Consider the following 23,422-nt stretch of genomic DNA (forward strand, 5'->3'; position numbering starts at 1 on the left):
ATTCCCCCCTCACATCCGCATATCTAACTGGCCGTCACCGCGCGGGCGCAGCGTGACAATCTGAGGTGCGGCATCGGCATTTTCCGCGCCCTGCCCCCCATAAGGCGTATGCGCATCACCCTGTCCCTGCTGCTGGAAGCTGAGATCCAACGTGCCATAGCCCAGATCACGCAGTTCTGCCGCCAACACATCGATATGGCGACGCAGCAGATCCAGCGTATCGGGCCGATCCGTGACAACCTGCAAACTATAGCCGTTCTGCCCCTCGGACAATGTCAGGCGCAGACGGCCCAACTCTTCGGGCGAGAGCGCAATCTCAAGCGCGCCGTCGCGGCTGCGCGAGATTGCAGCCTCGATCTGGCGCGCGACATCAACGGCCTGCGCGGCTGTCGGCGATGCGGGCGGGGCAGAGGTCTGCACGGCAGAATCGCGAGTGGTTTGGGCCAAGCGAGTCTGTTCGACGACAACCTCGGCCCGCGCCTCGGGTATGGGGGGCGCAACGATGTCCAAATCTGACGGGGCCGTGGAAAGCGCCGTGGAAAGGATCGGCATCAAGGAATCATCCGATGTGGTTATGGGCGCCGCCGCGACCAGCGATGGTGCGTCCCCGTCAGCGCGCGGCAAATTCAAAGGCGCGGCAAGTGGGGCAAGCTCAGGCAAGGTGCCCCGCGACCGGGGCGGCGCCGGCGCAGGCGCAGGCACGACAGGCGCAAGGCTTTGGGTCATTGCGTCAGCCGCGACCGGTGCCGGGGCCACCTGCAGCAGTAAAACCGCCTGTGCGAGAGGCGTCGGTACAAGCGGTGCCTTCAATGGCGCGGGCGCTGCAAGCGTCTCGGGCCGCTCGGGGTTTTCAGGTTTCTCAGTGTCAGATTTCTCGGTGACAGACGCCTCCATTGGCGCGGATAGGCTTAACGTGGACGGCATCGCGGCATCGGGCGCAATGGCCGGATCTTCGGGCACGGGCGCCTCTGCGGGCAGATCTTCTGCCCCCAGCGCGGGCGGCAAAGGCGCGGGCGCGGGTAATGGTGTCGGGATCACAACAAAAAGATCGGCAAAAGTGGTTTCGGCGGTCTCAATCTCATCGAGCAGCGTTTTCACCTGCACGGCTGGCAGCGACCTCGCCTCTGTCCCGGTCAATAGCGTTGCGATATTCAGCTCCATCCCCGCCCCCATGCGTCATCGTCACAGGGGGACCCTAGTCGTAGATGATTACCGCTTTCTTTACCTCGCGCCGCGACACTGCGCCAAAGTCATGAAAGGTTTTGCGATGCACATCCCCCCTTTGCCCCCCACCGCCCCACAGACGCGATTACGCGACGCAGCAGAGGCGTTAGAGACCAGTTTTCTGGCCGAAATGCTGAAATCTGCGGGGCTTGGCCGCGCGCAGGCCGCAATGGGCGGCACCGGATCAGATGAGTTCAGCACCTTCCTGCTTGAGGCGCAGGCGCGTGAAATGGTGAAAGCGGGCGGGATCGGCCTTGCCGAATCGCTCTATCAGGCGCTTGCCGCGCGCGGTGATCACGATGCCCCGTAACCCACCGGCCCAGCGCATTCTGGCCCTGTTTGAATCCGAGCGCCGCGGGATCATGGCCGCCGATTTTACCGCCCTGGACGTGCTGCGCACCGAGAAAGAGGCTCTGCTCGCGCAGCTGGAACATGGAATGCCGCAGCTATCCGCAGCCGATCTGGCGCGCATCAGCCAAGCGGCCCAGCGCAATCAAGGCCTGATTGCCGCCGCGCTGCGGGGTTTGCGCGATGCGCATCAACCAAAGCCGCGCCCGTCCTTTAGCACCTATAGCGCCAGCGGTGATCGCGCCGCCTATCCTGCCGCGCCCCCAGCCTTTGAACGCAAAGCCTAAAATCCAACCTATTGCGCCGTGCGCATTAGGTCCCTGTTAACAGCCAAGGCGCCATAACGATCAGACCAGAACGGGACGCCTCCAAGGGTTTGGGGGTGGGATGTCAGAACGGCAGGCGGCCCCTTTTCGGGTAATCCGCCATCCGAAACCCCGGCGCAAAAGCGCCATCCCCAGGAGGACGCGATGTCCAGCATTTTGACCAATAACGGCGCAATGGTTGCGCTGCAGACCCTGAAAGCCACCAACAGCGCCCTGACCAATGTGCAGGCCGAGATCTCGACCGGAAAATCGGTCGCGAATTCCAAGGATAACGCCGCCGTCTGGGCCATTTCCAAGGTGATGGAATCGGATGTTCAGGGCTTTACCGCCATTCAGGACACGCTCAGCCTTGGCGAATCGACTGTCTCGGTGGCCCGTCAGGCCGCCGAGTCGATCACCGAACGTTTGAACGCGATCAAAGACAATATCGTCAACGCGCAGACCGCGAACGTCGACCGCGCCAAACTGCAAACGGCGATCGATGCGGATATCGAGCAGATCCGCAATATCGTCTCGACCGCGCAATTCAGCGGTATGAACCTGATCGACGGCAGCACCACAACCTCCAGCTTCCTCGCCTCGCTGGATCGGCGCGCCGATGGCACGGTGGGCGTGTCGACCATTGATGTCGCGGGCCAGAACCTGTCGACCGGCGACTATGTGGCGACCGCAGTCTTTGGCGCGGCCACCGATGGCGTCACCGCCAATAGCGATGCGGCTGCCTTTAACCTCGACAGTGGCGGCGGTACCGGCACCATCGAAATCGACGCCGCCGCGACCTATGCGGCGGGCGATAAAATCTCGCTCAATATCGGCGGCAAGACGGCAACCTATACCGTGTCCGAGGCTGATGTTGCCGCGACCACACCGGCTGACCTGATCGCCGTCGGCCTGAAAAATGCCGTCGACGCGCTGGGCATTGCGGATCTGAGCGTAGATTACGATTCGGGCACCCCCGGCACGCTGGCCTTCACAAATGATGGCGGCAATGACCTGACGGTCAGCGCGCAGTTCAAGAACGCCGGTGCGGGCGGCCTCAGCCTGCTGAACACGATCGACGTGACATCGGATGCAGGCGCGCTGGCCGCGCTGAACAATATCGACAGCATCGTGCAGACGGCGATTGATGCGTCATCGGCGTTTGGTGCGGTGGAAAGCCGTATCTCGACCCAAGCGGATTTTGTCGGCAAGCTGAACGATTCGCTAAAATCGGGGATTGGCGCGATGGTGGATGCCGATATGGAAGAGGCGTCGGCCCGTCTGCAGGCGCTGCAGGTGCAACAACAACTGGGCATTCAGGCGCTGTCGATCGCGAACCAATCGCCGCAATCGCTGCTGTCGCTGTTCCAGTAAACGGCGGGGCCGGGGGAAACTCCGGCCCTTTTTCCGTGATGGCAAAGCCATCTGACGCCCCGTCCTGAAAGGACCTGCAATGAACGCTATCGAAATGGCGCGCTCGTTCTATGGCAATGCCCTGCTCGGCTTGCGCGATACCCGCAGCACGGAACAGGCGATTTTCTCGCGCATTACAGCCGCGCTGATCGCCGCCGAGGGTGCGAATTTCCCAACCAAGGTCAAAGCGCTGCACGACAATCGTCGCCTGTGGACATGGCTTGCGGCCGATGTCGCCAGCGCCCAGAACCAACTGCCTGCTGATCTGCGCGCGCGGCTGTTTTATCTTGCCGAATTCACGCTGGATCATTCCAGCAAAGTGCTGCGTGAGGGCGCGGACCTTGCGCCGCTGATCGATATCAACCGCGCCATGCTGCTCGGGCTGGCCCCGCGGCAAAAGGAGCCTGCATAATGGCTGGCCTTGTTCTCAAACTCGCCCCGCATGAGCGTGTGCTGATCAATGGCGCTGTCATCGAAAACGGCGACAAACGCTCGCGTTTATCAGTCGTCTCGCCAAAGGCGAACATCCTGCGCCTGCGCGATGCGATTGCGCCTGATCAGGCGACGACACCGGTGCGCCGCGTCTGTTATATCGCGCAACTGCTGCTGACCGGCGATTGCGACCGGGCCGAGGGGCGCCGCCAACTGCTGCACGGGATTGAACAACTCAGCCAAGCGCTGGTCGATCCGGACAGTCGCCGCCAATTGGCCGATGCAACCGCCGCCAGCATTACCGAGGATTATTACCGTGCGTTGCGCCGTCTGCGCGCGCTGCTGCCGCGCGAAGAGCGGCTGCTGACACCAGCGGCGGAGGCCTAGATGTCGTTTCAGCCCGTTCTGCCCCTGTCCGGCTATACCGGTTGGCGTTTCCTCAGCCAAACGCTGGAACGCCAGACCGCCGTCTTCGCCGCCTCAGGCGAGGTTGCGATGAACAGCACATACTTTCGCGACACGATCGCAAAAATCCAAACGCCCGAGGATCTGCTTGCTGATCGCCGCTTGCTATCGGTCGCGTTGGGCGCCTTTGGCCTGCAAGACGATCTGAACGCAAAGGCTTTTATCAAGCGCGTCTTGGTCGAGGGCACGGATGACAAAACGGCCTTTGCCAATAAACTATCGGACAAGCGCTATGCCGCGCTGGCCAATGCCTTTGGCTTCGGGAACGAGGGCGGTGCGCGCACGGCTGACGCGGGTTTCGCAGATACGATTCTGGCTCGTTACACCGCCGAATCCTTTGAGCTTGCCGTGGGCGAGCAGGACAACACGATGCGTCTGGCGCTGAATCTGTCGGGGGGGATCAGTGATGTGATGCAACACGCCACCAGCGATAGCGCGCAATGGTTCGCGATGATGGGCGACAGCCCCTTGCGTTCGGTGTTCGAAACGGCGCTCGGCTTTCCGACGGGTTTTGGCCAGATCGATATTGATCAACAAAAACAGCAATTCATGGCCCGTGCCAAAGCAACCTTTGGCGTTGAAAGCTTTGCCGATTTCACCGACCCGGCCGTCCAGGAAAAACTGATCAGGCTGTTCATGCTGCGCAGCGAGATGAATAACAGCAGCCTCAACTCGCCCGCATCAGTGGCGCTGAAACTTCTGGGCGGCTGATCATCCCCGCCCAACCACGCGCAGCGGCGTCAGCACCTGCCGCAGCGCGGCAAAAGCGGCGGCGTTGGACGGCAGGTTGCTTTGCGCCAACAGGTTCTCTAGCCCCGGACGCGCGGCGATTGCGGCATCGACAATAGGATCGCTACCCCCGACATAGAGCCCTGCCCGGATCATCAGCGCCGCGCGATCATATTGCCCCATATGGCTGCGGGCCTCGGCAATGAGCGCGTTTTCCGGCAGGCTGGCCGCTGCCGGCAGCGACCGGGACACCGAACGCAGCACATCGACCGCCGGGAAACGCCCGCTCTCGGCAATAGCGCGATCCAAAATGACATGGCCATCCAACGTGCCGCGCAGCATATCGGCGACCGGCTCCTCCATATCCGACCCCTGCACCAGCACCGAATAGATCGCGGTGATATCGCCCTGCTGGCCCATGCCCGGCCCGGCGCGCTCACACAGTGCGGCAATCGTGGGACCGGTCGAGGCAGGATAGCCGCGCAGGGCCGCAGCCTCGCCCGCAGCGGAGGCCAGTTCGCGATGCGCCTCGGCAAAGCGGGTGACGCTATCCAGCATCAACAGCACCTGTCGCCCCTGATCGCGAAAGTATTCAGCCACCGTTGTCGCAGCCCAAGCGCAGCGCCGGCGCTGTTGCGGCGCGGCATCCGATGTTGCCGCGACCACCACGGCACGCGCCATACCCTGCGGGCCAAGCACCTCCTCGATGAAATGGCGCACCTCGCGGCCACGCTCACCCACAAGGCCGATGACGATGACATCCGCCGCAATACTGCGGGCAAGCCCCCCAAGCAGTGTCGATTTGCCGACGCCCGAACCGGCAAAAAGGCCGAGGCGCTGACCCTGCACGATGGGCAGCAACGTGTCGAACACCATATATCCAGTCCGCAGCCGCGCCCCCATCGCGCGACGTGCGGCGGCAGGCGGCGGCGATTGACGCAGATCACGCGGGACAAGGCCGTGCAGCAGCGGCCGCCCGTCTAAAGCCGCGCCATCGGGATCAATCACACGCCCGATCCAGCTGTCATCCGGGCAAAAGCGCGGCGCGCCTTGCAAGATGACGCGATCATCGACGGCGACGCCATCCGCGACGCCTTCGGGCACGGCGGTGACCTCCTCCACGCCGACGCGGATCACCTCTGCCTGCAGCGGGCCGCCATGAGCAAGGACGGTGATTCGGTCGCCAAGGCGGCTAAATGCCGCCAATCCGGCAATCCCCAGCGTGCCACCGGTTGCGCGCAAAATGCGGCCGACAGGTTTTGACTGCGGCCCATCCGCCATCGCCTCGGTCAGCCTGTTCATCATAACCAATTGATCATGATCTGGTTTTTTCGCGCGCATGTAAAAATCCCTCGTGATCAGCCCGGCACAACCTCTCTTTAAGGAATCAGCCTTAAATCTTGGTTGAAACCACAAAGGAAAGCGCCCGATGCATCAAAATCTCGCGCTGTTTGGCACGGCTGCTGATATGGCGGCGCATGCCAGCCAGCGGATCAATCAAACCGCTATCAATATCGCGAATGCCGACACGCCCGGATATCGCGCGCAGACCATCGGCGGCTTTGCCGAGGCCTATGCCGGTGCCCTGCCCGGCAGCGCATTGCGCCAAACCCGGGCGCATCATCTGGCGGGCGACGGTCTTGCGCCGACCAACATCCAGCGTGCCGCGGTCGAGGAATCGCCCAATGGCAACTCTGTCTCGCTGGAGCTTGAGACCTTGGCCGCGATTGATGCCCAGCGCGAACATAATCAGGCCCTGTCGATCTATCGCCACGGGCTAACCATGCTGCGCACGGCGATCGGGGGATAGGGATGGCTGATTTTTCAACCACTTTATCCATCGCAGCCAGCGGAATGCAGGCGCAAGCCAGCCGTATGCGGTTTACCTCGGAAAATATCGCGAATGCCGACACGCCCGGCTATCACCGCAAATTGGTCAGCTTTCGCGCGGCGCATGCCAATGACGGCACGGTCGAGGCCAGCCGCGTGCGTCTGGATCGCGCGCCTTTGGCCGAGATTTACGACCCCGCGCATCCCCTTGCCAATGATCAGGGGAATTATAGCGGCTCGAACGTCGATCTTCTGATCGAGATCGCCGACGCGCGCGAGGCGAGCCGCAGTTACGAGGCGAATTTGAAGGTCTTTGACCAAGTTCGCCAGATGTCGACCTCTTTACTTGATCTGCTTCGTCGATAGGGATTTCAGATGGATATTCGCAGCACGCTTGCCTCGCGCGCCTATGATGCGGTGCGGGCACAGCCCCAGGTCAGCGATAGTGCGGGCAGCTACTTTAGTTCTGCCGCCGCCGAATTCGCCGCCACCTTACAACAAGGAGAGGCCGCCGCGATGGGCGCCATGACCGGCGATTATGATCCCCATGCATTGGTCACCGCGCTGGCGCAAAGCGAGCTGGCGATCGAGACGGCTGTGACCATCCGCAACAAGGTCGTCGAGGCCTATCAAGAAATTCTACGGATGGCGGTCTAATGCTGTCCGAGGCCCAGATCTATGACACGTTGCGCGCGGGCCTTTGGGCCGCTTTCCTGATGTCGACGCCAATTTTGGTCGTGGCGTTGGTCGCGGGCCTGATCGTTGGCCTGTTTCAGGCGCTGACATCCGTGCAGGAAATGACCCTGACCTTTGTGCCGAAACTCGCCGCGATTGTGGTCGTGTTCTGGCTAACGATGGGGTTCATGACCCGCACCCTCACCGCCTATTTTCACGGCGTTTTAGTGCCCCTGATTGCTGGAGGGTAAGGCATGGATAACACAGGCTATGCCTCACTGACGCGGCAAACCGGCCTGCTGCACGAGATGCGCGCCATTGCCAATAATATCGCGAATGCGAACACCACCGGCTATCGGGCCGAAGGCGTGGCGTTCAGCGAATATGTCGTGCGCCTTGGGCCGCAAAGCCAGTCGCTGTCACTGGCCACCGCCCGCGTGCGGCAGACCGATTTCAGCCAGGGTGATATCGGCGCGACGGGCGCAAGTTTCGATCTTGCGATTGAAGGCGAAGGCTTTTTCATGATCGACCACCCCGAAGGCCCGATGCTGACGCGCGCCGGTGCCTTTACGCTTGGCCCCGATGGCGTGCTGCTGAGTGCCGACGGCTATCCTCTGCTGGACGCGGGCGAGGCGCCGGTGATGATCCCGGCAGAGGCGGGTCCGGTGCTGATCGGCGCGGACGGCACGATCTCGGCGGGGGGCGATGTCATTGGTCAGATTGGGCTTTTCACCCCGACCGATCCATTGTCCGTCACCCGCACCAGCGGCACCGGCTTTTTCAGTGATGACAACATGCCCTACCTTGAGGGGCAGATCCGCCAAGGCCATCTGGAGGGATCGAACGTCAACGCCATCGCGCAGATCGCCCGCATGATCGAGGTGCAACGCGCCTATGAATTCGGCCAAAGCCTCGCCGACCGCGAGGATGAGCGTATCCGATCCACCGTCCAATTGATGAGCCGCTAGGAGAAACCATGCGCATTCTGGATATCGCTGCCACCGGCATGTTGGCCCAACAGACGCGGGTCGAGGTGATTTCGAACAACCTCGCGAATATGAACACCACCGCCTATAATCCGCGCCGCGCGGAATTCGCCGATCTGCATTATCAACAGGTACAGCGCGCAGGCACGGTTGCGGCCACCGATGGCACGATCCTGCCCACCGGCATCCAACTGGGGATGGGCGTGCGCACCACCGCCGTCTCGCCCATGCTGGGCCAGGGCGCGGTGCAGGAAACCGGCGGCTCACTGGATGTGGCGATCGAGGGGCAAGGTTATTTCGAAGTCGCTTTGCCCGACGGCCGCATCGGTTACACCCGCGATGGTGCGCTGAAACTGACAGGCGATGGGCTGATCGTCACCGCCGGCGGGCTGGAGGTCGCCCCCGGCATTGTCATCCCCGAGGACGCGCAATCCGTCGCGATCAACGCCGATGGCGAGGTCTATGCCAGTTTTACCAATGCCGTCGAACAGGAGTTTTTAGGGCAGCTGAACCTTGCGATGTTCGTGAATCCGCGCGGGCTCGAGGCGATGGGATCAAACCTTTATCTCGAGACGGCCGCCTCTGGGCAGCCAATGGTGGCGGTGCCCGGCGAAGATGGGCTCGGCACCTTGCGGCAGGGTTATCTGGAACAAAGCACCGTCGATGCGGTGCGCGAGGTGACCGATCTGATCGCCGCCCAGCGCGGTTATGAACTGAATTCAAAGGTTATTTCAGCGGCCGATCAGATGCTGGCAGCCATGGTTCAAATTCGATGAGGGCGCTTGCACTTGCATTGTCCCTGATCGCGGGCACCGCGCAGGCGGATTATGTCGTGGCACAGCGCAACCTGCCCGCCAATGGCATCATAACCGCAGATCTGTTGGGCCTGCGCCCAGGCGAGGTGCCCGGCGCCATCACCGATCCCTCCGAGATCATCGGCCTCGAGGCGCGCACCCCGATCTATGCGGGGCGCCCCTTGCAAGCCAGTCAGTTCGGCCAACCCGCGATTGTGCAGCGCAATCAGGTCATTGCCATGCAATTTACTCGCGGCGCGCTGACGATCATGGCCGAGGGGCGCGCATTAGAGCGCGCCGGCCCCGGCGATCTGATCCGCGTCATGAATTTGCAATCGCGCACCACCATCATGGCCCGCATCGGGGTCGAGGGGACGGCCTATGTTACGCCCTAGCCTGCTCCTCGCCTGCGCGATGACACTGTCGGCTTGCGGTGGCGGCACGCCTTTGGTCGGCCAGCCGCAGCTGACACCCAGCCTGATGTCGGATGAGCATCTGGCCATGGTGTCGTCAGACATGCCGATGTCGTTAGGCCCTCTCAATACTGGCGCTTCGCTGTGGTCCGGCACGCGCAACTCTCTGCTGGGCGACCGGCGCGCGATGCAGCGGGGGGATATTCTGACGGTCGTAATCTCGATCAACGATCGGGCAGAATTTTCGAATTCCTCAGGCCAAAGCCGCACCGCATCACAGGATATGAGCGTTGGAGCCCTGCTGGGCCTGCCCGAACGCGCCGCAGAAGTCCTGCATGGCGGGGCAACGCTGAATCCGGGAATCCAGCTGGATTCTTCTAGCAATTTCAATGGGACAGGCTCGGTTAGCCGCAATGAGCGCCTGACCTTGCGCGTTGCGGCAACCGTAATCGGCACCCTGCCCAATGGGGCGCTGGAAATCATTGGCAGTCAGGAAATCCGGGTGAACAACGAAATTCGCGAATTGACTGTGACCGGCTTTGTCCGCACCGCAGACATCAATCGCCAAAATGAGGTCAGCTATGACCGCATCGCCTCGGCCCGAATTTCATACGGTGGGCGCGGGCCGATCTCGGTCGCGCAAAGCCCGCGCTATGGGCAACAGATTATCGACCGCATTGCCCCGTTCTAAGGTGTGCTGATGAAAAAGATCCTTCTGCCCATGATACTGACTGTGATCGGCACTGCATCGGGGATCGGGGCAGGCATCATCACGGCCCGCCCTGCGGTCGAGGCCGTGCCGACCATCATCCCACCGACACATACCTATGTGCCGCTGGATGAGCCCTTCGTCGTGCCGATCTTGCGTGATGAAATGACCCGCGCCATCGTTGTCGCAGCGCTCGGCATCGAGATTGACGCGGCGCAAGCCAGCATCGTCGCCCCGGCGATGCCCAAATTGCGCGACCAATTCCTGCAGGTGCTTTACGATCATGCGAATACGGGGGGATTTGACGGGCTGTTCACCGCGCCGGATGTAATGCGGCGCCTGCGTGACCGCCTGAAAAGCGCCGCCGTTGAGACACTCGGCAATGGGGTGCATGATATATTGGTGACTGACCTTAGCCGTCAGGAATACTAGTCCTTTTCCCGCCTTTGCCGCGCCACCGCATCCGCCCTCAGGCGCGCGACCGTTTCATCACGCCCAACCGCGATTGCCAGGTGGGGCAGTTGATTCTGAATCTCGGCGTGGAGCTTGCTTTCCTCGGACAAGAGCGCGCGTCTGCGCTGCTCGACCCAGCGCTGCCAATGCAGGGAGGCCTGTTCAACTGCGCCACTATCCGCGCTGGCCGCAGGATCAAAGACCTGCTTGGCGGCACTGTCCAGCGCGCGGCGCTGCGCCTCTGTCTGTTGCGCGCGGGCGCGCAAAGCGGCAAGTCTTCCCTCGGCCGCGGCACGCATAAGGGCCGTGACCTGCCCCAATGCGGCCAAACTATGGTGGTCATTTGCGGCCATGTTCACCCCCTTGCTGCGCGTCTGCGCATGTCATCGGCAAATCGGATTGCAGCGGCAACCGCCGCATAATGCTGGCGGCTGATCTCTTGCCCGACCTCGGTTTGCGCGTAAAGCGCGCGGGCGGTGAGCGGGTCGGATTGGATTGGCACGCCATGCTCTTGCGCGATCTGCCGCATGCGCAAGGCCACTTCGTCGATCCCTTTGGCAAGGCAGACCGGCGCGCGGCGGCTGTCGGGCTGCCATTGCAGCGCAACCGCGTAATGGGTCGGATTGACGATGATCACGCTGGCCTTTGGCACCTCGGCTGCGACTTGGTTCATCGCAATGGCAATCCCGCGCTGACGGCGTTGCTGACGGGTATGGGGGTCGCCCTCGCTTTCCTTCATTTCGTCCATCACCTCTTGGCGGCTCATCCGGTTATCGCGAAGGTGACGTATCTGCTGCCAAACCGCATCCAGAACCCCCAGCACCAACGAGATCACCAGTGCGATCAGCAACATAGCGGCCAGCATCTGCCCCATAAAAACCAGCACAGAACGCGCGGGCATGGCGGGAGTTGCCGCGATCTCATCAAAATTCGTCGACAAAAACCACGCAAGCGCCCCTGTATAAAGCAGCAGTTTTGCCGCGCTTTTCAGGAATTCGATTATCCCGGCAAGACCGAACTTCTGCTTTGCCACCGCAAGGGGCGAGATCCGTGACAGCTTTGGCACCAGCTTGCTGGGCGCGAAAACCAGCGCACGTTGTGCAAAAAGGCTCAGCAGCGCAAGCATGGCTGGAACGGTAATAAGCGGCAAGACCGCAAGGCTCGTGATCGATAGAAGTGGGCGAAGCACCACATGTGCGGGGGCAGAAAAGGCATCCGTGGCAAGGCCATCTGCATGATATAGCAAGCCGCCCAGCTGGTTCACGGCGGCCAGCGCAAGCCCGGCGCCCAAAGCCGTCAGGCCAAGATAATAGCCGCCATAGGCTGCTGCGATAGTCAGGTCGGCGGACTTTGGATGGTCACCCTTTTTACGCGCATCCTCTAGCTTTTTCGGGGTTGGATCGTGGGATTTATCGGCGCCCGCCGCCTCCTCACTCATGGCGCCACGCCAAATGGTATCCCAAAGGCAGCGCCCAAGGCCCGGACCCAAATGCCAAGCAGAACGGGGCTTGCCAGCAATAGCAGCACGATACCAATCCCCGTCAGCGCCGGCGCGCCGACAAAGGTCACCATCATCTGCGGCATGGCACGATTCACAAAACCAAGCGTCAGGTTATAAAGCAGCCCCGCAATGAAAAAGGGCGCGGCCAGCCGGACGGCCAGCGAAAAACTCTCGCTAAATCCGGGCAATATCGCTTGGGCCAACATATCTGGCGCTGGAAAAATACCGGGGCTGATCACGTTATAGCTGCCGATCATCATCGCAACCGCCTGCACGGGCAGCCCCATCGCGCAGGCCAGCGCAAAACCTGCCATAATGAAAATCTGGCTAAAGGCACTCGAGGGTTCCGCCGTCATGCCCGGCCCAAAAATCTGCGCCACACCCACCGATTGCGCGGCAATGGCACCGGCTGTTTCCAACGCCCAGACCAGCAGTCGCAGGCTGAGACCAAATATCAGCCCTGCCCCAATTTCAGTCAGCAGCAGCGCGCCCATCTGAGAGATCTGCACGGGCGGCGGCGGCATTAGCGGCAAAACAGCGGGCAGCGTGATCATTGTCATTGCGATCGCAACACTGAGGCGCAGCCGAAGCGGCAGGGTTTGCTCGCCAAAGGCAGGCAGCAACGCACAAAATGCACCCGCCCGCAGAAAAACAAGAAAGGCCGCAAAACCAACCGGCTCCAGTAGCGCCGCCAAGGGATGCAACGCGCTCATGCGGCAACCACACCGACCAAGGCGGGCCGGGCGTCTACGCCGATTTCCTCGAACGACAGGACCGGATTGGGGATGCCTTTCGCCTGCAAAACAGTGCGCAGGAAGCGCCGTCGCCGCCCCGATGTGACCAAAGCGGGGTAGCTGTTTTGATCACTGGCGGCGCCGATCCGGTCGGCAATCGCAGTAGCTAGGCGGTTGAATTCCTCGGGCGGCAGCGCGACGTCTTGTACGCTGCGATCGGCACCGATCTGATAGGTGGTGAAAATCTCCTCCCATTCTGGCGCAAGCTGCACCAATGGAATGGTGCCGTCGGCGCGGCGCAGCTCGGCCACCAATTGGAAACCAAGACGTTGACGGACATGTTCGGCGACAGCCTCCGGATTTGCAGCCAATGCGCGGGCTTCGGCCACGGATTCGATGATCAGCGGCAGGTTACGGATTGAGACACGTTCGTCCAACAGCAGGCGCAGCACAGCCAACAGCAGATCAACCGGGACGCGGTCTGGAACCATCTCGTCAATGAATTTTCGATTGGCATCAGCGCGCGGTGTATCTGACAGATTTACCATTTCATCCAGCCGCTTACGCAGCGCCTTATGCGTCATCAGGCGGGCAAAGTTGCGCTTGATCACCTCTAGCAGATGGGTCGCCAGAACTTCGGCAGGCTGGACGGTGGTCATGCCCAGCAGCGCGGCATCGGCCTGCACATCCGGTGCGATCCAGCGCGCCGGCGCGCCATAGACGGGCTCCCTCACATCCTCGCCGCTGGGGGCCGCCGCCTCGGGGCTGGGCAGCAGCGCCAACATACGGCCGGGGCGCAGCACGGCGCGGGCCTGTTCTACCCCTTGCACCAAAACGACATAGCTACCGACCGGCAGCGCCGGGTTATCCGTTAGCCGGATCTCGGGCAGCAGCAATCCAAAGGCTGTCGCCACATGGTTGCGCATCGTCGCAATCCGCGCGTCCAGCCCGGTGGCAGGATCCAGCACCATTTCAACAAGATCGGGGGCAAATTCGACATGGATATCGTCGATATCCATCACGTCGCCCATGGTGCGCGGCGGTGCGGCGGGCTGGATCTGCGGCTGCGATTTCGCCTTTTGCCGGGATTTCAGGGCACGCGAGCTGAGATAACCGCCATAGCCCAGCGCCAGCGCAGCACCAAGGAAAGGCAGCGTGGGCAGGCCGGGCACCAGCGCCAGAACCAGCATCAGCGCCGCAACGGTGAAAAGTGGTGCGGGCTGGCGGCCAAGCTGGCCGATTAGCGCCAAATCCACCGCCCCGTTCGCGCCGCCCCGCGCCAGCAAAAGCGCCGATGCGACCGAGATGATCACCGCCGGAATTTGACTGACCAACCCGTCCCCAACCGTTAAAATGGCATAGGTTTCAAAAGCCTGACCAATCGCCATCCCTTGCACAAAAACGCCTGATGCCAGCCCCGCGACCAGCGTCAGCGCGGTAATCAACAGCCCCGCAACGGCATCGCCTTTGACAAATTTCGACGCGCCGTCGAGCGAGCCAAAGAACGTTGTCTCGGCCTGCTCACGCTCGCGCCGGGCGCGGGCCTCGGCATGGTCGATCGCGCCCGAGGCCATATCTGCATCAATCGCCAATTGCTTGCCGGGCATCGCATCCAGCGCGAAACGGGCGCCCACCTCGGCCATGCGGGCGGCGCCTTTGTTGATGACCATAAAATTCACGATCAGCAGCACGCAAAAGATCACAAGCCCCAGCATGATCGAGCCGCCCATGACGAAATTTGCAAAGCCCTCAATGACATGTCCAGCTGCATCGGTGCCGGTATGACCCTGCCCGATGATCAGTTTTGTCGAGGAGACCGACAGTGACAATCGCAATAGCAGTGACGCCAACAGCACGGTCGGGAAGGAGGAAAAATCCAGCGGACGCTCGACAAATAGCGTGACGGTAAAGATCAAAATCGCCAAGGAAAATGACACCGCAAGGCCGATATCCAGCACCCAGGACGGCATGGGCAGCACCATCATGATAATAACGGTCAGCAGCGCCAGTGCGAGTGCGACAGTCGGGCTGAAAAGGTTGCGCATATCCATGATCATTCTAGCTCCGCCCCGGCATCAACGACCCCAAACCGCGGGGCGCGCCCGAGGATTGCAGCAGTGGAAATGTATTGACCCGCAGCGCCCGCGTTGCTGTGCCCGCAGCAGGGTCATTCATCGCGGTCAAAATCTGATCAAACCTCTGACGGTAGTGCGCCGCCAACGCAGGCGTGCGCGAGTGATAAGCGCCTGCCGCCACCGACCAATTGCCCAATTCGTCATAAAGACGGCGGATGAAACGCGCGGCGTAATCCGCACTTTGATCCGGGTCGAAAAGCTGACTGACATCCGAAAAAGCCTGCCCATGCCATCGCCAGTTGATCTGAAAACAACCGCTATCAAAATTCGTCTCTCCCTGCGCCAGCAGGTTGCGGGCCTGCGTCAGCGCGTCGGCGCGACTGTCGAGCCAGTAGCCTCGCCCCGCATGATTTATCGTCCAGGCCCAAGGCTCTAACCTGCCGTCGCGATGTCGTCCGGTCTCGGCCTTTGACACGGCGATCAGCACCGGTGGCGGGACACCGTGGCGCTGTGCGGCGCGATTGGCGGCATCGGTGCATTGGTCGGCAAGCGCCGCGCCAGACCACAGCAGAGCCGCGCAGAAAACCAGACGCCACATACCGCCTCCATCATGGTTGCGTGTTCGCCCCAAGCTGCCCGATTCTGGTGAAGGAAGCGTTAGCGCGGCAGGGCAAAGCGGTCGAGCAAGCCTGACGCCATATCCCGCGCCGCCTGTGACTGCGTGATGACCGCCTGCGCCTGCGCCAAGGTGGCAATGCTATCGGCCGGAGTCGGACCTTGGGTGATCTCTGTGGCAACCGCCTGCAGCACCGCGTCGCCTGTATTCGCCAAAGCGGCCCAATCGCCGCGACGCCACGCCTGATCGGTCGCGTTATCGGCCGCATGTGCGGGATCTTGCAGCGCCTGTCGCAACACCTCGGCACGCGGATCGGTCAAGCCCGTCAATGCGGCAAGGCCAACCGCCGTGCGGCCCGTCATCTGCGCAGCCTCGGCCCGCAAATAGCGCCGCTCGGCCATCGCCTCGCCTGTGGCAGGCGGTGTCAAAAGCGCCAGAGCCTGCTCACCAAAACCAAGGTTGATCAGACGCTTTGCCGCTGAATTTCCGGCAATGGCCCCGATTGTGTTGGGGTCCAGCGCCAGCACTTCACCCAAGAACGCGAAATCCGAAAGTCTGTCGGTCTGCGCCAGCAGCAGCAGGTCGCCCATCGTCGCGGCCTGCGGTGGCGACAGGCCAAGATCGGGCTGCGCCAGAAAGGCTTTGGCCTGCGCAACCTGGCCATCCGCAAGCAAAAGCTGCATCTGCGCGCGCGCCAGATCAGCCGCAAAAGCCGTGCCGCGCAGGCTGTAACGCGCGCTAGATACCATATCGAACAGGGCTGTGGGCGGAGCCTCGCCACGTTGTAACACCGCATCGGTCAGGGCAATTAAACTGGCCGGATCAACCACAGCACCGCTTTGCTGGGCCTGCTGCAACACGGAAACCGCAGCGGATGCACCAGCCATGCTATCAGCGATCAGGCTGGTGACCCCCTCGGCCCCATAGGCGCGTGCGGTCGAGCCGATATCCATGATCGCCTGTGCGCCCTCGATATCGCCGGCATCAAGGGTCAGGCGCGCAAGGCGCAGCCCCATCTGGCCGCGCAGCGGTTCGGGCAAGTCGCGCAGCGCGGTCGTCATGGCAATGCGATCCTCGGGCCGCAGCGGCGGCAGTTGTCCGGCCTCAAGCGCCGCCCAAAGCGCAACAGCGCCAAGGCAGCCATGCTGATCGCCAAACGCAGGTGTGGCCACCGGCACCTCATCAATGATCCGTCCCAGCGCCGCCAAACGCGCCAGCCCCGGGTCAGCAAGCGGATAAACTGCGGCAATCGCACTGGCTTCACGCCCAAATCCGAAGTGCAAATAGCTTTGGGCCAGTGTCGCAACGCCGTCGCGTGTCACAGCCTCATTCGCGGTATAAAGCGTGGAAAATCCTGTTGATACCGCATCTTGCAATGTCACCCCCGCGCCCCAGGCAGCAAGCGAGAATGCTGCATCCGGCAGGCATTCAGCGCCGCTGCGCGAAAGCCGATCGCGCGCGGGCGGACCGGAATCGCGGTCTATGCTGGTCTGCACGGCAATGCCCGGCTGTGCACGGATGCTTGGCGCCGCGACAAGGGGCGCCTCAATCGGATCGGGCAGCGCGGGGCGGGGCGCATCACGGGAACCGTTGCATCAACCAGACCCTGTGCTGCAGCGCGCGCGAAAGATTCCTGTAAAGCCCGCTCGAACGGGCCAAGATCGACAACCGGCGCTGCGGCTGTCGACGGCAGAAAAACCAAAGGCAGCGGTCGCGCGATATCCGGCAGCGGCAGAATAGGGTCAAGCGCAGCCTCGAACCGGGCGGTCGGCGGGGGGACTCCGTCGCGGATATCAACCGCCAGCAGGTTGGGGGCGGCGATGAACGCATCCGCATAGCACGCGCAACCCAGCGTCAGGCCGAAATCCGACCCATCGGGTGCAAGTGCTGCGATCCGCTCAGTACCGATGCGCTGATAGACCTGCTGCGTATCAAAGCTGACCGCTACACCATTGATACGCAAAAGATATGAGCTCGCGCCATCGCGGCCCAACTGCCATGTCGCATCCGCAGGAAGGGGGAAGGTCAGCCGGGTAAAACTGGGGTGGCGTCCCGCCCGCACGGTGATGTCCTGCGGCACCAGTTCCTGCGCAATCACGGGCAGCGGGCCGAGTAAGGCAAGAATAATGAACGGGATCGCACGCATCTATGCCGCCTCCTTGCTGGCCTTCAACACCATTTCCAGATCGGCAAAGCCGGGGCGCAGGTTTTCGGGCGTGCTTTGCCGCCCAACCTCGATGCACAGGGGCGGCGCATGTTGATAGAGATTGGCGACCAGCACCTCGCGGATAAGCTGATAGAAATGCGCGTCCTCGTCGCAGATGGATTGCAGCCGTGCGGCCATCGGGCCAACGAAACCATAGGCCAGAAAAACCCCGAGAAACGTGCCAACCAGCGCGCCGCCAATCATCTTGCCCAGCACCGCAGGCGGCTCATCAATCGAGGACATGGTTTTGATCACCCCCAGAACCGCCGCAACGATGCCCAGCGCGGGCAGTCCATCCGCCATGGTTTGCAACGCATGGACGGGTTGCAGCGCGTGGTGGCGACTGGCCTCTAGGCGCTTTTCCAAGACCTCCTCGACCTGCATCGGATCGTCATAATTCATGCCAGCGGCCCGCAAGGTATCGCAGATCAGGCTGACGGCCTCATGATCGGCCAGAATGCGCGGGTATTGCGCGAAAATCGACGAGGCCCTGGGCTGCTCGATGTGTTCCTCAAGCGCGACAGGATTTGCGCGGGCAAGGCGGATCAGCTCAAACAGCAGAACCAGCAAATCGCGGTAATCATTGGCTTTCCAGCGCGCGCCCCTAAACACCAGCGGCAGGGCTTTCAGCGTCGCCTTCACAATCCCGATGCTGTTTGCCAGCAAAAATGCCCCAACGGCAGCGCCAAAGATGATCATCATCTCGAACGGAAGGGCGGCAATCACGATGCCCATTTTGCCGCCGGACAAAAGATATCCGCCAAAGACCATCACAAAGACGACCACAATTCCAACCAGCCCAAACATCGTTTCCCCTAACAATTTCGCATGAAAGACCGCACGGCAGCGGCTAAAGCGTTGGCGCACCTGTATTTCGACCGGCAATAATAGCTGTGATTCCATAGGCTTGTGCAGGCTCAAGCCGCGCCAATATCGCAGCCGAGGTTTGCGGGCGCATCATCGCCAAAAACCCGGCGGCAAAGACGGGGTCCATGGCGGTGAAAATCGCGGCCGCCTCTTCGGGCTTCATTTCCTGATAGACGGCGGCCAAAGTTGCAAGGTCGTTGCCTGCCGCCTGATCCGCCAGCGCCATGGTTGCCGCCAAATCCGCCTCAGCCTGCGCGAGGGCGGCAAGCTGCGCGGTGACGCGCTGCTCGATGACATCCAGTGCGCGCAGGCGATCCGCCACCGCCCCCTCGCGCGCGGCCACCTGCCCCTCGCGCGATTGCAGCGCCGCCAAAACGGCCGCGCTTGCACCACAGCCCTCCTCAGCGCTTGCGGGCAGATCCAGGCTCGGCGGCAGCCCCTCGGCAGCTGTCGCGCTGCCAGCAACAAGACCAAAACGGATCAGCCCCGAGACCGCCAATAACCCCACAACAACTTGCAATGTCCTCATCGCGGCACCTCGTTGTCCGCGCGCAAAAAGCTGGGCAAATCGGCGGCTGGCGCAGGCGTTTTGCGTAGGCGGCGCGGTTTGGCGGGTTTTGGCGCTGGCGCGCTATCGGGCAAGTCATGCATCGCAGCCAGCAACAACTCGATCCGGCGGGTGGTGTCCTCGGCCTTGCGATTCGCACTATCAAGCCTGTTTGCCGATTGATCCCCCGCCGTGCGCGCGGCGTTTAGCGCGCGTTGCAGCTCATCCACCTGCCGCGCCAATGTCGCGACCGCGCCGCCCACGCCGCGTTCCAGATTGGTAAAGGCGCGCAAGCGGCGCGACAGCACATGACAATAGATCGCAGCCGCCAGCGCCGCCGAAATCATCAAAACATCAGCAATCATGCCCAGCCCCGTGTCCATCAATTGACCACCAGCTCCATCACCAGAATGTTGCGGACATTCCCCTCGCCCGCGACGGCCTGCACGCGGCGCAGCATCATGCCGCGCATGCGCATCAGCCCGCTGGCATCAGCCAGATCGGCCGGGGTCACCGCGCGCAAATAGCCGTTCAGCACATCCGTGATTCGGGGCATTACGCGTTCAACTTCGGGGGCGCTGGCGGCAGGCACCTCGAGCTGGGCGGTAAAGCGCAAATAGCGGCCCGCGCTGGCTGTCGGCAGATTTACGATCAACGGCTCCATCGCGATGAAGCTGACAGGCTCGGGCGCGGAAAACGCTGCCTCGACGGGCACATCGCCGCCCGGCAGCCGCACCAATCCCTGCGCCACCGCCAGATAGCCGCCCGCCGCGCCAGCCAGGCCCAGGACGCCCGCCACAATCATCGACAGCATCTTTCCACGCCCTTTTGGGGCGCTGCTTTGCGCATCTGCCAGAGCGACCATCAGGATTCTCCTTGTCCGTTGTTACAGGCACGAAATTAGAGCGCAGGGACTAACCGATTGTTAAGGCGCGCAGGTCTTTACTGAGCGCATCGGCAGAAGCCGCCGCAGCAAGGACGGAGCGTATCGTGCAAAATCTTTTGGCCCTTTGGTCTGGCTTTTCCCTGCGGCGGCGAATCATCTTGGTGGCCGCAACGCTGGGGATCTTTTTGGCCGTCATTGGCCTTGCACGGGGTGTGGGACGTCCGGATATGGCGCTGCTTTATGCGGGCCTTGATCCCGCCGCCTCGGCCGAGGTTGTCGCCGCCGTGGAACAGCAGCGGCTGCCGTTCGAGGTGCGCGGCGATGCGATCTATGTGCCTGCCGCATCGCGTGATCTGCTGCGTATGACCCTTGCCGGTGCTGGCCTGCCTGCGCCCGGCGCGCAAGGGTATGAGCTGCTGGACAATCTGTCGGGCTTTGGCACCACTGCGCAAATGTTTGATGCCGCCTATTGGCGCGCGAAAGAGGGCGAGTTGGCGCGCACGATTCTGGCCGTTCCCGGCCTGCAAGCCGCACGTGTCCATATATCGCCCCCCGCAGCCCGCGTCTTTCAACAAGGGGAACCCGCGACGGCCGCGGTGACCGTCACAATGGCAAGCGGGTCGGCCAGCCAACAACAGGCACAGGCGTTCCGCTCGCTGATCGCGGCGGCTGTGCCGGGGCTTGATCCGGGGAATGTCGCGGTCATCGATGCAAAGGCCGGGCTGATTGCCGCGCCCGACAATGCGCAACTGGCCGATACGCGGCAGGACGAGCTGCGCAACCGCGTCCGCAGTTTGCTCGAGGCGCGGGTTGGTGCCGGAAATGCCGTGGTGGAGCTGGCGGTCGAGACCGTGACCGATACCGAATCAATTTTCGAGCGTCGCCTTGATCCCGAGGGACGTGTTGTCGTCTCGAACGATGTCTCGGAAACCGCGCGGCGCAGTCAGGGCAATGCAGATGGCAGTGTGACCGTCGCCTCGAACCTGCCCGACGGCGCGGCCAATCAAGAGGCTGGCAGTTCGAGCAGCGAGGACCGTGAAAGCCGGAACGTGACCAATTACGAACTGTCCGAAACCAGCCGCGAGGTGCTGCGCGCCCCCGGCGCCGTCCGCCGCCTGACCGTTGCGGTGCTGGTGAACGAGCCGACCGGCCCCGAGGCCGCGCCCCGCGCCCCGGATGAGTTAGAGGCGCTGCGCGAGCTTGTGGCCTCTGCCGTCGGCTTCGACGCGGCGCGAGGGGATGTGATCACCCTGCGCGCCATGCCCTTTGTGGCGCCGCCCGTTCTAGGAACCGAGGCTGTTGCCGCACCCGCCCGCCTGTTCGATCCGATGCAATTGGTGCAATTTGGCGCGCTGGCTTTGGTCGCGCTGATCCTTGGGCTATTCGTGCTGCGGCCACTGCTGCGGCCCAAGCCGCAGGTCGATAGCCTGCCGCCGCTGTTGGACGATTCCTTTGCGATGGCGATGCCGATGGCTGACGGTTTTGCGGCGCTGGATGCACCCGACCCGGTCGCACGGCTGACGGCGCTGATCGCTGACCGGCAAGAGGATTCGGTGCGCCTGCTGCAATCTTGGGTCGAGGATGGGCGCAAGCCCGATCACGGATAAGCCATGATGATGCGGCGCCCTGTCGATTTGACCTCATTTGACCCCGCCCCCGCTGTGCCTGCGGGGCCGAGCGCGGATTATCTGGCCGGCTATGCCGATGCGATGGCCGAATGCGAACAGCGCGAGGCGGCCCGCACCGCCCATGCGCTGACAGAACTGGCCGCCCATTTTAGCGCGCTGGCCTTTACCCACAGCGATGCACGCCGCACCGTCCTGGCCAGCCTGACGCCCTTTTTTGACGCGCTGTGCCAACAGCTTTTACCTGGAACGCGCGGCACCAGCCTGCGCCTATACTTGGCCGAGGCCTTGGATCAGGCCGCTGCGCAGGATCTGCCCGCACATATCACGATCGACCTCGCACCCGAGGATCACGCCCTGATGACGGCCCATGCCGCGCAACTTCCCAGCTATTGCAGCTTGCAACTGCGCACGGAACTGCCGCCCGGCATGGTGTTGATCGGCACGAAGGCGGGGGAAACCTGCCTCGATGTGCAGGCCATTCATACATGTTTACAGGATCTGATGCAGATCGCCGCGCACATTATCGCAAAACCGCAGCCCGAGGAAAACCATGTCCGACACTCTGCCTGACGCCAAACCCCTGCTAGAGGGTGCCAATCCCGCCCTGTGGAACGTACCGATCGAGGTTACAATCGCCGTCGGCCGCAGCCGCCCATCGGTGCGCGAACTGCTGGCGCTGGAGGAAAACGCCGTGCTGCAACTCGACCGCCGCATTGATGATCCGGTCGAGATCTATATCGGCGACCGCTTGATCGCCCGCGGCGAATTGCAAGAATCCGAAGACGAGCCCGGCCAACTTGCCGTGCGTCTAACCGAAGTCGCCACAACCCCCGGCGAGCACCTTTAACATGCGGGCCATCGCGCTGTTCAGCGTCGCACTAACCCTTTTGGCGGGGGCGGCGGGTGCACAGGGAGTGGATATCCAATCCCTCGGGTTAGACTTTGGCGAGGGTTCGGTCGCCGGGCGCTCGGTGCAATTGTTGGTCATGGTGACCCTGATCAGCCTTGTGCCCGCGTTGGCGATCATGTTCACCAGCTTTCCGTTCATGGTGACGGTGCTTTCGATCCTACGACAAGGCCTTGGGACACAGCAATCGCCGCCCAATATGCTGATCGTGACGCTGGCCTTGTTCCTGACATGGTATGTCATGGCGCCGGTGTTTGATGAGGCCTGGGCGAATGGCATCGCCCCTTTGCTGGAAGATCGTCTGCCGGTGGATGCAGCCCTGCGCGCGGCCATGGCCCCGTTTCAGACCTTTATGTCCGGGCGCGTCGATCCGACGACCTACCAGACCATGGCCAGCCTGCGTCCTGATACTGTGGGCGTTGCCGTGACGGACGCGCCGCTGTCAACGCTGGTGCCCAGCTTTCTTCTCAGCGAGCTGTCGCGCGCCTTTCAGATCGGCTTTCTGATCTTCCTGCCATTTCTGATCATTGATTTGGTCGTTGCGGCGGTGCTGATGTCGATGGGGATGATGATGGTGCCACCTGCGGTCGTCGCCTTGCCGTTCAAACTGGCCTTCTTTGTCGTCGCCGATGGCTGGAGCCTGCTCGCCAGCAGTCTGGTTCGCAACTATTTCTAACCG

The 23,422-nt window shown here is 62.3% G+C and carries 32 protein-coding genes; 19 read left to right on the top strand and 13 right to left on the bottom strand.

Features of this window, described 5'->3' with window-relative positions:
• Positions 1–9: 9 nt before the first annotated feature.
• Positions 10–1,161: a flagellar hook-length control protein FliK gene (locus tag KVU_RS10100; RefSeq protein ID WP_236953100.1), complete on the bottom strand. Its 1,152-nt coding sequence runs from the start codon at positions 1,159–1,161 to the stop codon at positions 10–12.
• Between the two features lie 106 nt (positions 1,162–1,267).
• Here KVU_RS10100 and KVU_RS10105 point away from each other — a divergent pair, with 106 nt between their 5' ends.
• The 6 genes from KVU_RS10105 to KVU_RS10130 all read left to right on the top strand — a co-directional run bounded on the left by KVU_RS10105 (position 1,268) and on the right by KVU_RS10130 (position 4,898).
• Positions 1,268–1,534, top strand: coding sequence for a rod-binding protein (locus KVU_RS10105; RefSeq protein ID WP_013385132.1), 267 nt, complete (start codon positions 1,268–1,270; stop codon positions 1,532–1,534).
• Positions 1,524–1,859 carry a hypothetical protein gene (locus KVU_RS10110; RefSeq protein WP_013385133.1) on the top strand — a complete coding sequence of 112 codons (336 nt, stop codon included), beginning with the start codon at positions 1,524–1,526 and terminating at the stop codon, positions 1,857–1,859. Before KVU_RS10105 ends, KVU_RS10110 begins: the two co-directional genes overlap by 11 nt.
• 183 nt (positions 1,860–2,042) lie before the next feature.
• Positions 2,043–3,251, top strand: coding sequence for a flagellin N-terminal helical domain-containing protein (locus KVU_RS10115; RefSeq protein ID WP_014537972.1), 1,209 nt, complete (start codon positions 2,043–2,045; stop codon positions 3,249–3,251).
• Positions 3,252–3,330: 79 nt separating this feature from the next.
• On the top strand, positions 3,331–3,702 hold the full coding sequence (gene flaF / locus KVU_RS10120) for a flagellar biosynthesis regulator FlaF (protein ID WP_013385136.1): 372 nt from the start codon (positions 3,331–3,333) through the stop codon (positions 3,700–3,702).
• A complete protein-coding gene (gene flbT, locus KVU_RS10125) occupies positions 3,702–4,109 on the top strand; it encodes a flagellar biosynthesis repressor FlbT (protein WP_013385137.1) in 408 nt (135 codons plus the stop codon). Before flaF ends, flbT begins: the two co-directional genes overlap by 1 nt.
• Complete coding sequence (locus tag KVU_RS10130) at positions 4,110–4,898, top strand: DUF1217 domain-containing protein (RefSeq protein WP_013385138.1); 789 nt, start codon at positions 4,110–4,112, stop codon at positions 4,896–4,898.
• Here KVU_RS10130 and KVU_RS10135 read toward each other — a convergent pair whose 3' ends face one another.
• Entirely contained in the window at positions 4,899–6,257 is a 1,359-nt protein-coding gene (locus tag KVU_RS10135; RefSeq protein WP_013385139.1) for a FliI/YscN family ATPase, read from the bottom strand. It abuts the gene before it with no gap.
• A gap of 88 nt (positions 6,258–6,345) precedes the next feature.
• On the opposite strand from KVU_RS10135, the gene KVU_RS10140 reads away from it, so the two are divergent.
• The 9 genes from KVU_RS10140 to KVU_RS10180 are packed head-to-tail and all read left to right on the top strand — an operon-like array spanning position 6,346 to position 10,755.
• Complete coding sequence (locus KVU_RS10140; protein WP_013385140.1) at positions 6,346–6,726, top strand: flagellar basal body protein; 381 nt, start codon at positions 6,346–6,348, stop codon at positions 6,724–6,726.
• Positions 6,727–6,728: 2 nt separating this feature from the next.
• Positions 6,729–7,112 (top strand): flagellar basal body rod protein FlgC, encoded by a 384-nt coding sequence (gene flgC / locus KVU_RS10145; protein ID WP_013385141.1) that lies wholly within the window; start codon positions 6,729–6,731, stop codon positions 7,110–7,112.
• A gap of 9 nt (positions 7,113–7,121) precedes the next feature.
• Complete coding sequence (fliE, locus tag KVU_RS10150; RefSeq protein WP_013385142.1) at positions 7,122–7,403, top strand: flagellar hook-basal body complex protein FliE; 282 nt, start codon at positions 7,122–7,124, stop codon at positions 7,401–7,403.
• Positions 7,403–7,672 (top strand): flagellar biosynthetic protein FliQ, encoded by a 270-nt coding sequence (locus KVU_RS10155; RefSeq protein ID WP_013385143.1) that lies wholly within the window; start codon positions 7,403–7,405, stop codon positions 7,670–7,672. The genes fliE and KVU_RS10155 overlap by 1 nt, the downstream gene beginning before the upstream one ends.
• Positions 7,673–7,675: 3 nt before the next feature.
• Positions 7,676–8,389 (top strand): flagellar hook-basal body complex protein, encoded by a 714-nt coding sequence (locus KVU_RS10160; protein ID WP_013385144.1) that lies wholly within the window; start codon positions 7,676–7,678, stop codon positions 8,387–8,389.
• Between the two features lie 8 nt (positions 8,390–8,397).
• Entirely contained in the window at positions 8,398–9,183 is a 786-nt protein-coding gene (gene flgG, locus KVU_RS10165) for a flagellar basal-body rod protein FlgG (protein WP_013385145.1), read from the top strand.
• Positions 9,180–9,596: a flagellar basal body P-ring formation chaperone FlgA gene (flgA, locus tag KVU_RS10170; RefSeq protein ID WP_013385146.1), complete on the top strand. Its 417-nt coding sequence runs from the start codon at positions 9,180–9,182 to the stop codon at positions 9,594–9,596. The genes flgG and flgA overlap by 4 nt, the downstream gene beginning before the upstream one ends.
• A complete protein-coding gene (gene flgH / locus KVU_RS10175; protein WP_013385147.1) occupies positions 9,583–10,305 on the top strand; it encodes a flagellar basal body L-ring protein FlgH in 723 nt (240 codons plus the stop codon). The genes flgA and flgH overlap by 14 nt, the downstream gene beginning before the upstream one ends.
• Before the next feature lie 9 nt (positions 10,306–10,314).
• Entirely contained in the window at positions 10,315–10,755 is a 441-nt protein-coding gene (locus KVU_RS10180) for a flagellar basal body-associated FliL family protein (RefSeq protein WP_013385148.1), read from the top strand.
• Here the strand turns inward: KVU_RS10180 and KVU_RS10185 are convergent.
• From KVU_RS10185 to KVU_RS10235, 11 genes are read right to left on the bottom strand one after another with little or no spacing between them, the layout of a single operon-like run.
• On the bottom strand, positions 10,752–11,129 hold the full coding sequence (locus KVU_RS10185; protein WP_013385149.1) for a hypothetical protein: 378 nt from the start codon (positions 11,127–11,129) through the stop codon (positions 10,752–10,754). The genes KVU_RS10180 and KVU_RS10185 overlap by 4 nt on opposite strands.
• Positions 11,130–11,131: 2 nt before the next feature.
• Positions 11,132–12,214: an EscU/YscU/HrcU family type III secretion system export apparatus switch protein gene (locus tag KVU_RS10190; RefSeq protein ID WP_013385150.1), complete on the bottom strand. Its 1,083-nt coding sequence runs from the start codon at positions 12,212–12,214 to the stop codon at positions 11,132–11,134.
• The gene (locus KVU_RS10195; protein WP_013385151.1) at positions 12,211–12,990 is read right to left on the bottom strand and encodes a flagellar biosynthetic protein FliR; all 780 of its coding nucleotides are present in this window, start codon (positions 12,988–12,990) and stop codon (positions 12,211–12,213) included. Before KVU_RS10195 ends, KVU_RS10190 begins: the two co-directional genes overlap by 4 nt.
• The gene (flhA, locus tag KVU_RS10200; protein WP_013385152.1) at positions 12,987–15,068 is read right to left on the bottom strand and encodes a flagellar biosynthesis protein FlhA; all 2,082 of its coding nucleotides are present in this window, start codon (positions 15,066–15,068) and stop codon (positions 12,987–12,989) included. Before flhA ends, KVU_RS10195 begins: the two co-directional genes overlap by 4 nt.
• A gap of 1 nt (position 15,069) precedes the next feature.
• Positions 15,070–15,684 (bottom strand): transglycosylase SLT domain-containing protein, encoded by a 615-nt coding sequence (locus KVU_RS10205; RefSeq protein WP_013385153.1) that lies wholly within the window; start codon positions 15,682–15,684, stop codon positions 15,070–15,072.
• A gap of 59 nt (positions 15,685–15,743) precedes the next feature.
• The gene (locus tag KVU_RS10210; protein ID WP_164928155.1) at positions 15,744–17,198 is read right to left on the bottom strand and encodes a hypothetical protein; all 1,455 of its coding nucleotides are present in this window, start codon (positions 17,196–17,198) and stop codon (positions 15,744–15,746) included.
• Positions 17,183–17,848, bottom strand: coding sequence for a hypothetical protein (locus tag KVU_RS10215; protein WP_164928156.1), 666 nt, complete (start codon positions 17,846–17,848; stop codon positions 17,183–17,185). The genes KVU_RS10210 and KVU_RS10215 overlap by 16 nt, the downstream gene beginning before the upstream one ends.
• On the bottom strand, positions 17,849–18,715 hold the full coding sequence (gene motA, locus KVU_RS10220; RefSeq protein WP_013385155.1) for a flagellar motor stator protein MotA: 867 nt from the start codon (positions 18,713–18,715) through the stop codon (positions 17,849–17,851).
• 43 nt (positions 18,716–18,758) lie between these two features.
• Positions 18,759–19,304, bottom strand: a complete 546-nt coding sequence (locus tag KVU_RS10225; RefSeq protein WP_013385156.1) for a MotE family protein — start codon at positions 19,302–19,304, stop codon at positions 18,759–18,761.
• A complete protein-coding gene (locus KVU_RS10230; protein ID WP_013385157.1) occupies positions 19,301–19,687 on the bottom strand; it encodes a hypothetical protein in 387 nt (128 codons plus the stop codon). Before KVU_RS10230 ends, KVU_RS10225 begins: the two co-directional genes overlap by 4 nt.
• 17 nt (positions 19,688–19,704) lie before the next feature.
• Positions 19,705–20,187: a flagellar basal body-associated FliL family protein gene (locus KVU_RS10235; protein WP_236953101.1), complete on the bottom strand. Its 483-nt coding sequence runs from the start codon at positions 20,185–20,187 to the stop codon at positions 19,705–19,707.
• 125 nt (positions 20,188–20,312) lie between these two features.
• Here KVU_RS10235 and fliF point away from each other — a divergent pair, with 125 nt between their 5' ends.
• Genes fliF through fliP form a run of 4 tightly spaced genes read left to right on the top strand, consistent with a single transcriptional unit; the run spans position 20,313 to position 23,419 of the window.
• The gene (fliF, locus tag KVU_RS10240) at positions 20,313–21,815 is read left to right on the top strand and encodes a flagellar basal-body MS-ring/collar protein FliF (RefSeq protein WP_013385159.1); all 1,503 of its coding nucleotides are present in this window, start codon (positions 20,313–20,315) and stop codon (positions 21,813–21,815) included.
• Between the two features lie 3 nt (positions 21,816–21,818).
• Positions 21,819–22,406 carry a FliH/SctL family protein gene (locus tag KVU_RS10245; RefSeq protein WP_013385160.1) on the top strand — a complete coding sequence of 196 codons (588 nt, stop codon included), beginning with the start codon at positions 21,819–21,821 and terminating at the stop codon, positions 22,404–22,406.
• The gene (locus KVU_RS10250; RefSeq protein ID WP_013385161.1) at positions 22,387–22,683 is read left to right on the top strand and encodes a FliM/FliN family flagellar motor switch protein; all 297 of its coding nucleotides are present in this window, start codon (positions 22,387–22,389) and stop codon (positions 22,681–22,683) included. Before KVU_RS10245 ends, KVU_RS10250 begins: the two co-directional genes overlap by 20 nt.
• A 1-nt stretch (position 22,684) precedes the next feature.
• Positions 22,685–23,419: a flagellar type III secretion system pore protein FliP gene (gene fliP / locus KVU_RS10255; RefSeq protein ID WP_013385162.1), complete on the top strand. Its 735-nt coding sequence runs from the start codon at positions 22,685–22,687 to the stop codon at positions 23,417–23,419.
• The last annotated feature ends 3 nt before the right edge of the window (positions 23,420–23,422 follow it).

The organism is Ketogulonicigenium vulgare WSH-001 (assembly GCF_000223375.1).
GTDB classification, from domain to species: domain Bacteria; phylum Pseudomonadota; class Alphaproteobacteria; order Rhodobacterales; family Rhodobacteraceae; genus Ketogulonicigenium; species Ketogulonicigenium vulgare.